Source organism: Sandarakinorhabdus sp. (assembly GCF_987265915.1).
Map to the genome: position 1 here is coordinate 2,411,172 of NZ_OZ503948.1, position 14,625 is coordinate 2,425,796.

General features: G+C 63.2%; 11 protein-coding genes. All 11 read right to left on the reverse strand.

From position 1 onward, the window contains the following. Positions 1 to 66: 66 nt before the first annotated feature. Entirely contained in the window at positions 67 to 615 is a 549-nt protein-coding gene (locus AC6UUM_RS11845; RefSeq protein WP_500802483.1) for a hypothetical protein, read from the reverse strand. Next, a complete protein-coding gene (tssH, locus tag AC6UUM_RS11850; protein ID WP_500802484.1) occupies positions 612 to 3,269 on the reverse strand; it encodes a type VI secretion system ATPase TssH in 2,658 nt (885 codons plus the stop codon). Before tssH ends, AC6UUM_RS11845 begins: the two co-directional genes overlap by 4 nt. Further along, complete coding sequence (tssG, locus tag AC6UUM_RS11855) at positions 3,266 to 4,372, reverse strand: type VI secretion system baseplate subunit TssG (RefSeq protein ID WP_500802485.1); 1,107 nt, start codon at positions 4,370 to 4,372, stop codon at positions 3,266 to 3,268. Before tssG ends, tssH begins: the two co-directional genes overlap by 4 nt. Then, entirely contained in the window at positions 4,345 to 6,249 is a 1,905-nt protein-coding gene (gene tssF, locus AC6UUM_RS11860) for a type VI secretion system baseplate subunit TssF (RefSeq protein ID WP_500802486.1), read from the reverse strand. Before tssF ends, tssG begins: the two co-directional genes overlap by 28 nt. Further along, positions 6,246 to 6,758, reverse strand: coding sequence for a type VI secretion system baseplate subunit TssE (locus tag AC6UUM_RS11865; protein WP_500802487.1), 513 nt, complete (start codon positions 6,756 to 6,758; stop codon positions 6,246 to 6,248). Before AC6UUM_RS11865 ends, tssF begins: the two co-directional genes overlap by 4 nt. Positions 6,759 to 6,778: 20 nt before the next feature. After that, a complete protein-coding gene (locus AC6UUM_RS11870; RefSeq protein WP_500802488.1) occupies positions 6,779 to 7,492 on the reverse strand; it encodes a type VI secretion system accessory protein TagJ in 714 nt (237 codons plus the stop codon). 159 nt (positions 7,493 to 7,651) lie between these two features. Next, the gene (locus AC6UUM_RS11875) at positions 7,652 to 8,143 is read right to left on the reverse strand and encodes an Hcp family type VI secretion system effector (RefSeq protein ID WP_500802489.1); all 492 of its coding nucleotides are present in this window, start codon (positions 8,141 to 8,143) and stop codon (positions 7,652 to 7,654) included. A 44-nt stretch (positions 8,144 to 8,187) separates the two neighbouring features. After that, positions 8,188 to 9,681: a type VI secretion system contractile sheath large subunit gene (gene tssC / locus AC6UUM_RS11880; protein ID WP_500802490.1), complete on the reverse strand. Its 1,494-nt coding sequence runs from the start codon at positions 9,679 to 9,681 to the stop codon at positions 8,188 to 8,190. A 38-nt stretch (positions 9,682 to 9,719) separates the two neighbouring features. Further along, the gene (gene tssB, locus AC6UUM_RS11885; RefSeq protein ID WP_500802491.1) at positions 9,720 to 10,229 is read right to left on the reverse strand and encodes a type VI secretion system contractile sheath small subunit; all 510 of its coding nucleotides are present in this window, start codon (positions 10,227 to 10,229) and stop codon (positions 9,720 to 9,722) included. Positions 10,230 to 10,295: 66 nt separating this feature from the next. After that, positions 10,296 to 11,477, reverse strand: a complete 1,182-nt coding sequence (locus tag AC6UUM_RS11890; RefSeq protein ID WP_500802492.1) for a type VI secretion system protein TssA — start codon at positions 11,475 to 11,477, stop codon at positions 10,296 to 10,298. Beyond that, complete coding sequence (locus AC6UUM_RS11895; protein ID WP_500802493.1) at positions 11,474 to 14,611, reverse strand: CHAT domain-containing protein; 3,138 nt, start codon at positions 14,609 to 14,611, stop codon at positions 11,474 to 11,476. The genes AC6UUM_RS11890 and AC6UUM_RS11895 overlap by 4 nt, the downstream gene beginning before the upstream one ends. Between the last annotated feature and the right edge of the window lie 14 nt (positions 14,612 to 14,625).

The following is a 14,625-nucleotide window of genomic DNA, read 5'->3' on the forward strand; positions in this document are numbered from 1 at the left end:
GCCGACCGGCAACGTCGGAGGAAGCAGAGCTATTATCAAGTGTCATTCTCAGAGTCTGTGATCCATTCATGGGAGTTCGCATTGACGGTAGGTGTTGTAAAGCTCTAGCGCCACCCCGGCTGCGCCAAACATACACATGGCTCCAACTGTGGCAACGCAGGAAAGACCGGCGAGTCCGCCGGTAGCAACTAAAGATGCAATTGCAAGTTGACACTTGTGCTTATCCGCAAGACCAGCAGCTCCGATGACTTTTTCTGCGGTCTTGAGTGTTACAAAAACGCCAAACTTTGCTGGGGACGAAACTTCTTTCATCACCTTAGCACCTTCGATACCCATTTCTGCAGTTGCAAGCATCGCGCCAGCCACAAATGTAGCGATCCTTACTCCTTGGCCTCCACTGGCAGATCCTGCCACGCCTGCTATGGCAACCGATTTATTGGCAGCAAACATTACAGCTGAGCCACCGCTGGGTCCATCTTCCATCAACTGGACAGTCGCAGCCAGAATTTTCCAAGAGCCAGAAACGACCTCAGCTTCATCCGCCAGTTTCTGAATTTTTTGATCTGGTGAAAATTTCAGGGCAATTCGCAGATCATCTTGCGTAAAGTTTGTCATTGTAATCCCCCCACAAAATCATAATGCAGCGCATCCCCCGGTGCAGTCACGTCGATGCGCTCCACCGTCACGCCATCCGCCATGCGGCCGAGCAGTTCGGTCGACAGCGTCGGCAGCATGTCGTTGGTCAGGATATTGTCGATCATGCGGCCGCCGCTGGCGATTTCGGTGCAGCGGGACACGATGTGATCGACCACCGACTGATCGTAATTCATGGCGATCTTGTGGTTTTCCCGCACGCGCTTGACGATGCGGCCCAGTTGCAAGCGCACGATGCCACCCAGCATTTCCGGCGAAAGCGGGAAATAGGGCAGCACAATCAGGCGGCCGAGCAGCGCGGGCGGGAACACCTTGAGCAGTTCCGGGCGCAATGCCTTGGCCAGCGCCTCGGTGTCGGGCGCGGTTTCGGGATCGGCGGTCAATTCCATGATCAGATCAGTGCCGACATTCGACGTCAGCAGGATCAGTGTGTTCTTGAAATCGATGTAGCGGCCCTCGCTGTCGTCCATATAGCCTTTGTCGAACACCTGGAAGAACATCTCGTGGACATCCGGGTGAGCCTTTTCGACTTCATCGAGCAGCACGATGGAATAGGGCCGGCGCCGCACCGCTTCGGTGAGCACACCACCCTGGCCATAGCCGACATAACCGGCCGGCGCACCTTTCAGCGTCGAGACGGTATGCGCCTCTTGAAACTCGCTCATGTTGATGATGATCATGCTGTCGTCCCCAGCATACATCATCTCGGCCAGCGCGTGCGCCGTCTCGGTCTTGCCGACGCCCGACGGCCCGCACAGCATGAACACGCCCACCGGCTTGTTGGGATTGTCGAGCTTGGCGCGGCTGGTCTGGATGCGCTTGGTAATGGCTTCCATAGCATGATCCTGGCCGATCACCCGCTTCTTCAGGCCATCGGCCATGGTCAGCACGCCGGCGATCTCGTTCTTGACCATGCGGCCGACCGGAACCCCGGTCCAATCGCCGACCACGGCCGCGACCGCATTGGCATCGACCTGGGCAAACACCATCGGCGCATCGCCCTGCGCGGTCTCGACATCGGCCATGGCGGCATGCAGCGCCGTGTCATGCGCCTCGTTTTCCTCGCCTTTCTCGGCGGCATCGGCACGCGCGGTGCGGGCAGCGATCACGGCGGCCACCGCAGCCTTCTCGGCCTCCCATTTGGCCGTCGCTTCGGCCAGGGCGGCGCGGGCCTCGACCAGGGCTTCATCGACTTCCCCGATGCGCTTGGGGCTGGCCAGCCCACTGCCGGCTTCGCGCACGGCGATCTCGCGCTCCACCTCCAGCAGTTCGACCCGGCGCAGGCGATCTTCCACCGGTGCCGGCGTAGCGTGCTGGCTCACCGAGACGCGCGCGCAGGCCGTGTCGAGCAGGCTCACCGCCTTGTCAGGCAGCTGGCGTGCCGGGATATAGCGCTGCGACAGCTTCACTGCCGCTTCCAGCGCTTCATCCAGCACGATGACCTGGTGGTGCTTGACCATGGCGTCCGACACACTGCGCAACATGGCGATGGCCTTGTCGGTTTCCGGTTCGCCCACGTTCACCGTCTGGAAACGGCGGGTGAGCGCCGGATCCTTTTCGAAATACAGCCGATATTCGGCCCAGGTGGTGGCGGCGATGGTGCGCAGCTTGCCGCGCGCGAGCGCCGGTTTCAACAGATTGGCGGCATCGCCGGTGCCGGCCGCGCCGCCGGCGCCGATCAGCGTGTGGGCTTCATCGATGAACAGGATCACCGGGCTGGTGGCGGCCTCCACCTCGTCGATCACCTGGCGCAGCCGCTTTTCGAACTCGCCCTTCACGCTGGCGCCGGCCTGCAACAGCCCGATGTCGAGGCTGCGCAGCGTGACATTCTTCAGTTGCGGCGGCACATCGCCGTCGGCGATCCGGCGGGCAAAGCCTTCCACCACCGCCGTCTTGCCGACCCCGGCCTCCCCGGTCAGGATCGGGTTGTTCTGCCGGCGGCGCAGCAGGATATCGACCACCTGGCGGATTTCGGCGTCGCGGCCGACGATCTTGTCAATCTCGCCGCTGCGAGCCTTGGCCGTCAGGTCAACGCTGAACTTGGCCAGCGCCGATCCTTCCTGCGCCGGCTCCAGCCCAGGTTCGCCGTCACCGCCGCCACCGCCGCCGGTGGTGGCAAGCCCGCCCGCTTCACTTGCTTCGCTGCTCGCTCCGGTGATGCTGGCAAAGCCGGCGGCCAGCTTGTCGGCATCGATCTTACGATACTCGTTCGACACGCCGGTCAGCACATTCTTCAGATTGGGCGTCTTCAACATGGCGAACAGCAGATGGCCGCTGCGCACCTTGCCGGCGTTGAACATCAGGCTGGCATAAAGCCAGCCTTTCTCAACAGCTTCCTCGACATGCGACGACAGATCTGAAACGCTGGAGGCGCCGCGCGGCAGCTTGTCCAGCGCGGCCACCGTGTCGCGCGCCAATTGGCCTTCATCCAGGCCGAAATGCGCGCGTATCGCGGCAAGATCACCCTTGGGATCGGCGTTGAGCGTGTGCAGCCAATGCACCACTTCGACATAGGGGTTGCCGCGCAGCTTGCAGAAGCCAAAGGCAGTCTCGATCGCTTTGAGAGCGCTGGGGGCAAGTCGGCCAAACAGGGCGGCCCGGCTGATTTCGGTCATGTTGCTTCCTTTGGTTCGCCGATCCCTTCGGACATCGGCATGCTGCGTTCGTGAATCGTCAGGTCGCGGCGCAGGCGTGCACGGCCGCGCGGCGCCATCCAGCTGGTCCAGCCCAACCGCGTGCCGCCGCCCAGGGCCATGCCCTTGGCGCCGCCTTTCCCATGCCCAAGCGCGGCCGGGCGGATCAGATGTTCGGCAATGGCGACATGCGCCCGCCAGTTCACATGATGCGGCAAGGCCGCCCTCGCCGCTTCGGCAAGCAACTGGTGGCTGCGCCCGCCGGGCAGCAGATCCTCCAGATCGGCCATCGATCGCGCCCGGATGGCGAAGGCAACATCATATTCCACGCTCCAGAACCGGCCGCCCAACGTGGCACCGCGACCGAGCACGGCATCGGCGCGGCCCAGCCGGGTGCGCTGTTCCACGGGCACCTCTCGCCAGCGGCCCACCGCTTCCCGCACCGTGACCTGGCGACGCAGCAGCTCCGACAGCAACGACCCGATCGCCATCGGCGACCGCAGTGCGGCCAGGTGGCCGCCGTAGGGCAAGCGCCGCCAATCATCGAAGCTGGCACCATCGCCCATGGCCGGGCGCGATGTTGGTGCCAGAAAGCTCAGCGCGGTGGCGCCCGCAACAGCGCCCAGATAGCCGGCGAAGCGATCGTCCGCCGGCCGCGTGGCATTGGCGACAGGGCGGGCATTGGCCCAGGCGCGATAGAAGAACTGCAACGGCCGCGCGCCCAGCAGCGACAGAAACTGGTTGAACGGCTTCGGGCCGCGCCGCGCGCGTTCATAAAAGGCGATTTCGGTGAGGTGGCTGGGCAGCGGCCCCATCGGTCCGGTCAGCCCGAGGTGGCGCGACCACAGGATCGGCCGCCGCCCGTCGGCTTGCCAGCCGGCAATGGTGGTCCGCGGAAAGCTGAAATCGGCGACATGGGCCAGATCAATGGCTTCCTGCGCGGGTTCAAATGCGTCGCCCACGCGCGGTCGTTCCGGATCGGCGGCTTCCACGGCCGCAACGGCGGCAAAGAAATCCCAACGCTCCGGATCGGCAGCCAGTTCAGCGAACAAGCGGCTCAGATCGTCGGTCGACGGCCCGTCCATGCCCCCTCCCCGCTGCCCATGGCCGCTGCCAGGCCCTCCCAATGCCGCCAGTTCCAGCTCAGGCCATTGTCAGCCTTCACCTCGCATTCGGCAAAGCTGTTGATAGTGGCGAAATCCGCCAAGAAGCGCGCCACCACCGTGGAAAACAGATAAGCGGTGCCGGCTTCATAGCTGTTCCACGCCAATTCCAGCGTCAACCGCTGCCCGCGCAGGAAAGCCAACCGGTTGCTGCCGGTCGCGCGCCGCGTCACCAGCCGCGAGGTGAGCCCGGTCAATCCCTGGATCTCGCGGCGCATCGCCGGCGATTCATCGCGCAGATACAGGCTGAGATGATCAGCAAGGGCATCTGCAGAGCCATCGGTGCGCACGAACCCATCCCGGCCAGGTGCCAGATGGCTGACAATGCGCCAGCCCGAATCGACCAGCCCCATCGGCGGGTGCGGCCGCGTTGGCCCAATCAACAAGTCGATGCCATGAATCGCCTTCATGTCCATCATCGTCAGGTTGAGGATCGCCGCACCGGGGCGCAGCCTTGTGGCAAGCGCGCGATTGGTCACCAGGCCACGGGCGCCCAGTTCCTGCACGCCCGCCGCCAGAGTCGCATCGCCCGGCGATGTCAGGCTGATCCAGGTTTCGGTGCCGATATAATCGCCTTCGCGCCGGCGGCGGCTTTCGGCCTCGGTCAACCGCCGCAACCGCCGCCGCAATGTGTAATAAAGCGGCCGCGCGCCGCGCTCGACCCGGCGGGCATAGAGCGGCAAGGCCGGCGTGCCGATCAGATCTTCGTCGCCATAACCGGTCACGCTATCCAGACGATAGACTTCGAAGTCGAGCGCGGCGGTGCGATCGGGCAGCACGATATGTTCGGCCTGGCGATGATCGACCAGCACGCGATCAAACCGCTTTTCGAACAAGTTGATCACCGGCGTGACAAAGGGCTGCAACGAATCATCGGCCACCGCCGCTGCCAGTTGTGGCACCGCGCGGCGCAGCGGAATCACCACATCCAGCGCGCGATCGGCCCGCGCAAAGCCGCGCGCCAGCCCGGTCAGGCAGACGAAACGGAATTTCTGCGGCATGGCGAAATATTCTGCCAACAGGCGATAGCCACCAAAGCTGCGGGCCTCATCGGGCAACAGCGCCTGTTCGGGATCAAAACCCATCGGCACCGGCGGGCCCGCGGCTTCGAACCAGGCTTGCCGGCGGCCACGATCGGGGGCCACCAGCCGTACGCCCAGATTATCCGCCAGCAATTGCTGATAGAGCAAGCCCGGCACATCGCCGCCGCCGCCCAGAAAAAGCGGCAGCCGATCGATGGTCAACGCCGACAAGGGGGCCGCAGAGGTTGCCTCGATCCGAAAGCGCAGCCCGGCTTCGCCTAGCGCCTCCCCGCAGGCCGCGGCGATGGCAGCGCGCGTCGGCAGATATTCCAGCGCCATCAGCTTCAGCGGCAGCAGCATCACATCCTGCCCGGTGGTGAACTGCACCGGTTCCGTCATGTCGCCGGTGAGCGTTGCGATCAGCGTCGATCCGCGCGGATGCAACACACCAGTCGGCGGCGTCGCATCGCCCGCCATCGGGGTGAGTGCGATGATGCCCATGGCCGGGGTTGGTGCCAGATAGTGCGGGTACAGCGCCTCCAGCAGCGATTGGGTAAAGCGCGGAAATTCCTCTTCCATCTTCACGCGCACCCGCGCGTTCAGATATGCAACGCCTTCCATCAACCGTTCGACATGGGGATCAGGATCGGTTGGGGCATCCAGCCCCAGCATGCCGGCAACCTGCGGGTTGTCTTCGGCAAATTCGCCGGCGCGGCGGCGCAGATACAATAATTCGCGGTTGTAGGCCGAAAGCAGCCGCGGGTCGGTGGCACTCATGCCGCCGTCACCTCGACTTCACCGGAATCGAGCGTCACCGCTGTCTTCAGCTCGACGTGACGCATGTCGATGGCGCCACGCAATTCACCCCGAATGGAAAAGCGGACCTTGTTTTCATTCTGCACGTCACTGGTGTCATATTCCACCTGCACCGTCGATGGCACCAGTCGCGGTTCGAACGCATGCAGCGCCGTGGTCAGATCGTGCGATCGGCGCTGCAGGCTGGAGCGCACCACCTGCAACGCGGTAAGATCGGGCACACCCTGGTTGAGCACCGAGGTCGCGATTTCGGGATAATCATCGATCGGCACCGCGGTGGCAAAATTGATATCATTGATGATCCAGGCGACATCACGGATCACCACCTGGCGCAATTCGCGTTCACCAAATTGTTCGACCGGCGCGATGTAACAGGGCGCCGTGTCGCGACTGCCATCACCTTTCACGCGGCCGAGATGGGCAATCAACTTGTCCAGCACGGATGGCTTCAACGGCCGTTCATCACGCATGGCCGGTGTCCTTCCCCCCCTCAGTCGATCGTCAACTGGCGCAGTTCCAGGAGCCCGACTTCCGGATCATCGCTGGTGAGAAGATGCTGGCCAAGGCCGACTTCGATGCCACCCTGGTCGCGCCAATCGGTGGCCCGCGCCAGCAGCAGCGGGGCCTGGCCACTGGCGCCGGTGCCCGGATAGGTGACCGGCAGCATCGCCGCCGAGGTCTGACCGGAGCGCAATTCGATATCGGCCGACAGCCAGATCAGATCGCGCAGATCCTCCGGCCCCTTGGCCACCACCTTGCGCACGGCGGCAAACGGCAAAAATCCATATTGATCGCCGACGATCACTTCCATCATCGGCCCGAAACGCTGATCGGCATCGGCGATCCAGGCAAAGGGCGTGCCATTCAGGCTGCCACTGCTGGCCGGCGCGGCGTCCAGTGCAGCGGCGACGCGCGCTTCGGCATCGGGGCGTTGCATGGTGGTGGCATGCAGGCCGTCGAGCAGCCCTTCCACCCAGGGTTCGCTGCCGACGATCGATTGCGGACGTTCGCGCCCGGCCCACACGGCATCGCGAACCAGCATGGCCGCCAGCGCCTGATTATACACGCCGGCCATCATCATGGCCTTGGGTTCAGCAGTGGCAAGCGCCTGCAGCTGGCTGCCAGCCTTTTCCCATTCGCCGTGCAGGGCGACCAGCTGCCAGAAAAACTGCCGCGCCTGCGGGTTGCCCGGTTCACGACGCAACAACGCTGCGAGCGAAGCGCGAGCGCCTGCAATATCGCCACTTTTCAGCAGCGTTTCGGCTTCCATGGCCTCGTCCCTCGCCCAACCATAAACAGATGAGTGCCAACCGGCCGAAAAGCTTAGAAGCGGGTGCCGGATCGACCGGCACCCGCTGCCACATCACTTCTTCGTGTTGGCCTCGATGTCGAACGTATAGTCGCCGGCAGCGCTGACGGCACCCTTGTCGCCCTGCACGAAATACTCGACCTTCACCTTGGCGAAATTGAGCGTGACGTTCTCGGTCAACCGGTCTTCACCGCCCGATCCGCCGGTGGAAACCGACGAGACCAGCACCTTGGTCAGGGTTATCTTCAGATAAACATAGGGCTTGTCGCCCGCCTTGCGGACGCTGAGCACAGCCGTCCCGATATGCTTGCCGGTCAGGCAGGCCAGCTGCAACGGAGGGGAGGACTTGTCGATATACTTGGTGAAAGACAGATCCTGCACATTGGCCTTGCCGGCACCGCCGCCGCTGCCAAGATGGAAGGTGCCGGACTGCGATGCGCCCCATGACCAGGCCAACACGCTGATATCGCCAACGGTTCCCTTTTCCTTGTCCATCGATTCGCCGGAGATCCCGTCCGAAATCTTGAAAAACATGTCCATTGCCATTGGTCGTCTCCCTTTTTAGGTTTGCCGTCCGATCAGATACGTAATCAGTTTCCAGCCTGACGCAGCGCCGAAGTCATGCCAAGGCTGATATCCATGCCTTCCATCTGGAAATGCGGCACAAACTCAAACTTTGCCCGGTAATAGCCCGGATTTTCCTCATCTTCCTCGATGGTGATGCCCGCCGCCTTCAACGGCTTGCGCGCCTTGTCCTCTTCCGAGGACATTTCCGGCATCATGTCGACATACATCGAAATCCAGCTGGTCAATTTGGCTTGCATCTGGTCCGCCGTCGGCGTGCCGCCAACCCAGTCACGCACCATGCACTTCAGATAATGCGCAAAGCGGCAGCTGGTGAACAGATAAGGCAGGCGCGCCGAAAGCCGGGCATTGGCGGTGGCGCCCTTGTCGACATATTCCTTCGGCTGATGCAGGGTCTGCGCGCCGATGAACGTCGCCTGGTCGGTGTTCTTGCGGTGGATCAGGCCGATCAGGCCGGCCGCCGAAAGTTCGCCTTCGCGCCGGTCCGAAATGGCGATCTCGGTCGGGCATTTCACCGCGGTGTCACCATCCTCGGTCGGGAACATCGCCACCGGCAAGCCTTCGACCGTGCCGCCGGATTGCACACCCCGGATGCGGGTGCACCAGCCAAATTCCTTGAAGGCCGCATTGACGCGCACCGCCATGCCATAGGCGGCATTCATCCAGGAATATTTGTCGTGGTCACCGGCCGTGTCTTCTTCAAAGGCGAATTCTTCCACCGGCTCTGACGTGGCACCATAAGGCCGGCGCGCCAGCACGCGCGGCATGGTCAGCGCGATGTAGCGGCTGTCATCCTTGGCCCGCAGCGACCGCCAGGCGGCATATTCCGGCGTGTCGAAAATCTTGCCCAGATCGCGCGGCTTGGCGAGATCCTGCCAGCTATCCATGCCGAACAGCGTGGCCGACGTGCCCGAGATAAAGGGCGCATGCGCTGCGCTGCTGATCTTGGCCATGCCTTCCAGAACTTCGACATCGGTCGGAACCTGGCTGAAATAATAATCCCCGACCAGACAGCCATAGGGCTGCCCGCCGAGTTGGCCGAACTCCGCTTCATAGACCCGCTTGAACAGTGGCGACTGATCCCAGGCGGCACCGCGATAGCTGGAGAACATCTTGCGAAGCTCTTCCTTCGAAACATTCATCACCTTGATCTTCAGATCGGTGGACGTTTCCGAATTCATCACGGTGTAGTGCAGGCCGCGCCATGCACTTTCAAGCGCCTGGAATTCTGGGTGATGGATGATCGCATTGACCTGCTCGGTCAGCTTGCGGTCCAGCGCCGAAATCATGCTCTCGATGGTGCCGATCACATCGCCCGACACCAGATTGGTGCCCGCCAATGCCTGTTCGGCAAGCGTGCGCACCGCCGATTCGACACGCGACTTGGCTTCATCGGTGCGCGGCTTGAATTCCTTCTGCAGCAGACTGGAAAAATCATCGACCGTGACTTCGGTCGCTGCTGCTGCGGCGCCCTGAACGGCATTGGGATCACTTGCCATGGCTCTTTATCCTAAAATCGCGGGTTTATGGGCCAGGTTCAGGCGTCGCCGCCAGAACGCGCCTTCGATTCGGCGGCCAGCGTGCCCAGCAAATCCGGATTCTTCAAAAGCTGGTCGATGACGTCCTGCGCCTTGTCCTTGCCGTCCATATAGGCCAGCAGATCGGACAACTCGCGCCGGGCTTCCAGCAACTTGGCCGTCGCCGGAACAGATTCAGCAACACGGCCAGGCGTGAAATCATTCATGCTGTTGAAGGTGAGGTCGACGGCGATCTTGCCTTCGCCGGTCAGCGTGTTGTCGGCCATGAAGGCGGCACGGGGCGCAATGGATTTCTGAAACTCACCGAAATTGTCCATATCGACGTTCACGAAATCGCGTTCGCCCATTTCCTTCTTTTCTTTTTCGGACTTGCCGGAAAGATCGGCCAGCACACCCATCACAAACGGCAAGGCAACTTTCTCGACAGAACCATAGGTCTGCACTTCATATTCAATATGCACACGCGGGCTGCGGTTGCGCTTGATGAATTTCTGACCGTCCTGCGCCATCGAAAATCCCCCTTAACCATCTGACTTGAATCCGGAATCGTCTCCGGCTGCATTGGTGAGTGTGCGTCAATCCGAAGCAATTGCCAAGAGCCGGCGCGCGTCGCCAATTGTTTCTGGCGAAATCTCTTCCAACAGCGCGTAGAAATCCATCTCGACCCAGTTGCGCACCCGCCGCATCATCAACGGCACCGGGCTGGTCGGTTCGTTTTCCGTATAGTAACGCACGATCGCATCGATCGCGATCTGCACTTCGGCACGCGACTGCGGCGTATCACCGGAAAAGCGCTTCCGCGTGGGCGCCGGTCCGGCCGGGCCGGCCGCGCCATCCTCCGCAACCGCATCTTCATGGTCGTCGGCATCCGAAACCGCATCCGGATCAGGAAAAATCTCGAGAAACCGCGTGATGGTGGCGATGGTCGATTTGATCTGGTTCAGCACCGGTCCAAGGCTGGGCGAATCGCCCATCTTGCGCTCGAACACATCGATCAGCGTGTAGATCTGGTCAGACAAGGCCTGCAATTGCTGCTGGCGCGCCACCGCAGCGGACCGCAAGGCGATCGCAGCCGGACGCGCGGCCGTCGCATCAAAGCCCTCTGGCAAACAATCAGCATCCACGTCGCGCTGGCGTTCAGTCGCGGACAGACAGATCATGATGCCGCGCAATTGCCGGCCCGTTTCCTGGTTGAGCTTGGCGCTGCGTGCTGCCGTGGCATTGATCGTGCCACTGGAAACACGTGCTTCCAGTTTTTCGTCGTCTTCCTCGGTCCAGGCACTCACCGGTTCCAGGGCGAGTTCGACGGTCGCCGCGATATATTCCGTGGTCGAGGGTGGCGGCAGGCTGACGATGCCCAGGCGTTGCAGCGGCAGCAGCAGGGCCGCCGGCCGGGACAGCGCCGAAAGCTCGTTGACGCGCCCGATTGCCATGTCCTCCGCCGGACCGGGGTGATAGGTTTCCCAATGGTCATCGGCCAGCTGCGCCAGGAACGCGAACAGCGCGGTAGCCGTGGGGATATCCCCGGCGCGGGCAGCGGCCTGGATGCCGACAATGGCTGGCATCTGGTCGCGGGTGCGCATCAACATCTCGGCGCAGCGCTTGACGACTTTGCCGAGCTCCGGCGGCTTCATGCCGGCAAAGTCGCCCGGCGCGTCCTCCAATTCCCGAAATTCGGGTTCGCCGCGCAAATCGGGGCCGCACGGGTTGTCCCCGTCAATCGGCGCCCGCAGCGCTTCGATGTCGATGCTGCTCACCGGCCGTTGCCAGTCGGGCCGCCAAGCATGGGCTTGGCGCCATCGCCAACCAGCATGAACGCGCCCCAGTAATAAGGATGCGACGTGTCGATGCTGCTGATCATGCCGCGCTGCGCCTGGCGCAGCGCGTCACCCATCGGGCCCGATTTGCCGGCTGAAAACATTTCCGAAATCAGTCGGGTCGATGCCTCGATGGTGCGGCCATCACGGGAGCGGAAACTGTCCGGGATGGCCCAGTGCGTGGCAAGAACGGCGCGGCTGCCCGCCACCAGGAAGGCGCGCGCCAGGCCATTGAGCGTTGCCGCCTGGCCGAGTTCACTCCGGAAACCGCTCTGGTTGGCGCGCTTGCTGCTGGAGGTCGCCGCTGTGTTGCACGCCGACAGCACCACGAGATTGGCATCGAGCGACATGCCGGCGATCTCTTCGAAGCTCAGCAGGCCGTCGCTTTGCGGATTGTCAGCGATCGATGTGACCAGCGCCGGCGGGCTGTCACAATCAAGCTCGCCTTCCTTCAGGCCGTGGCTGGCAAAGTGCACCACGGCAAAGTTGCGCAAACGGCCGCCAAGCCCGTTCGCATCGTCGATCAGCGTGTCGCTGAACGCATTCTGCTCGACGGATTCGGCGCCAGCGCCCATCGCCTTGCGCGCGGCAGCAATTTCTGTGTCCCCCACCGGCCGCAACGACGCAAAGCCGGCGCGCAAGGCATCGGCCCGTGTCGCACACTGGCCACGGAAGGCCCCGCGTTGCGGCAGATCAGCCAGGGCCGCCGCCTCTGGCACGGCATGATTGCCGAGGCCGATATAGGGCTGCGACGCACGCGATGCCGAAACACTGCGGCTGATCAGGAACGACCGCGGCGACACGGCGGAATCAATCCGCCGGCTTTGCACCAGGAAACGCACCCCAGTGTAATCGCGGCTGTTGCGCTTCACCGAATCGGCAAAGGCCGCAACGCTGGCTTGATCTTCAACGAGCACCGAATAGGGCAGCTGAGTCATCGGGCCATTTGGTTCGGTGATCAACGTGGTCACGCCATCCAGGGCGGCACCTGCGCCGCCGAGCAGCGCCTGTTTCAGCCGATAAGCCCCTTCAACGTCGTACACCAGCACGATGGTGCGGCCATCGCGTGAACGTGTGCCGTCGATCGAACTGCGAAGTTTCTGCGCCAGCGCCGCCAGTTCTCTCGTTTCCATCCCGGTGGCATAAACCGCCGCATCATTCGATCGCACCAGCATCGCATAGCTGCGGCCCGACAAGGTCACCAGCTTGAGATAGGCTTCGCCGGGGCGCAGGCTCTTCTGCAATTCCGCCAAAGTCGCGACGCTTTCGGTCGCTTGCTGGAATTGCTGATCGCCGGCCAATTCGGCGCGCACACCGGATGCGCGTTCGTTCAAGGCGGCAAGCTGGGCTTCCAATGCGGCCCGATCCGACGCGTCAGGCGCCAGCAGGCTCAGCTTGGTGGCCATCGCCCGGGTTTCGCGATCGAGATATTGCAGAGTCTTGGCGCGCACGGCCCCATCGCTGCTGCCGCTTTCGAAAATTTTCTGCAGCGCTGCAATCTGGCTGGCAACCGCCGGCGGGCTCACCAACTGCGCGGCTTCGAAAAAACGGGCCTTGGCTTCGGCAGCACGTGCACCGCCAGCCGCAGCATCTGCCACCAGCAAGCCGAACCATGGATCCAACCCACCGACCGTGGCGGCTGTGGACGGCCCCAGCTCACGCAAGATGGCAAAGCCGTTGGCGAAGCTGGTCCGCGCAGCCGCTTCATCACCCGCCGCCAGTGCTGCATTGGCGAGTTCGACATGACGCTGCCCAAGCAGCGGCGTGCCGGCATAGACCGACGAGCGCTCCAGTGCGCTCACCGATCGGGCAAAGGCGGCGCGCGCGCCGGCACGATCGCCTGACCGTTGTGCAACCCGGCCTTGCTCGGCGGTCACTTCACTGCGCAGAAATTGCAGCCGCGACAAATCACGGCCGCTGTTGTCGAAACGCGCCAGCAAGCCATCGGCAATCGCCAATGAAGCGCTGGATTCGTTCAACCGACCCAGCTTGCGCAGCGCGGCAGCCCGCACATAATGCGATTGGGCTTCCAGGATGGTCGGGCCTTCCCATGACTGATCGTTTTGCGTCGATGCCGATCGGGTATTGCTGGTATTGAGCTGCGCCAGCACCGCCGCATCCTGCAGTGGCGGCGCACCAGTGCTGGCCACCGTCATCGCCGCCGCCAGCGACGCATCCGACCGGCGCAGCGCTTCAGCAAAATCACGACGATTGAGCGCATCAAAGGCGCGATACACCAGCAGTTTGCGATTCAGCGCTTCGGCGGCCGCCCCGCGCACGGATCGCGCCAGGACTTCGGCCTGATCGAGCCCGGCCCCGGCTGCGTCGGCATAGCCAAGGTTGGACGACGACAACGCCGCTTCCAGAATGAAATCCGCACGATCGGCCGCCGATGCGCCCTGTGACAGCTGGGACAGATAGCGCGTGGCGAGTTCACGGGCTTCGCCATATTGGCCGCGAACGCTGTATTCGATCACTTCGCCGCGGCGGCTGGCAATGCCGCTGGCCACATAGGCCGCGCTTGCCACCACACTGCCGCCTTCTGCGGCCGGCAAGGCACCCAGCTCGATCGGTTTGCCGGCTTGCGCCGCCAGCGCGGCCCGACCGGCCAGAACGGCCCGCGCCACCGACGCCAGATTGGCGGAAAAACGATCCAGGCCATCGAGCGCCAGCAGCTGCCGGCGCTGCGGCGCGGCGACTGCAAAGGCCGCATAGCCGCCTTCACCATTGCGGCAGCGCGCAGCTTCGCCAGCGCCAAGTTCGGCTACGGTCACAGCGCCAGGAGTGGCGCACGACATGCGGCTGGCCACCGCCTTGCGCACCGCATCAGAAAGGCCATCGCGCGCGACGAACAAGCCAACCCGGCCGACGCTGGCAGTTTCGGTCCAACCCCGGCAGCGCACATTATACACTGCATCAAAGGCGTTGGCAGCCGCCGGATCGTTCCAGACCCGTTCGGCCTGGCACAATTCGCCTTGCGGGCCGCGGCCAGCATCGAAACTGTCAGGCAGGGCCTGGGCAGCCGCTGGCATCGCCAGCGCCGATGCCGCCAGCAGCAGGACAACGCGCATCATCGCCGATTCTCCCA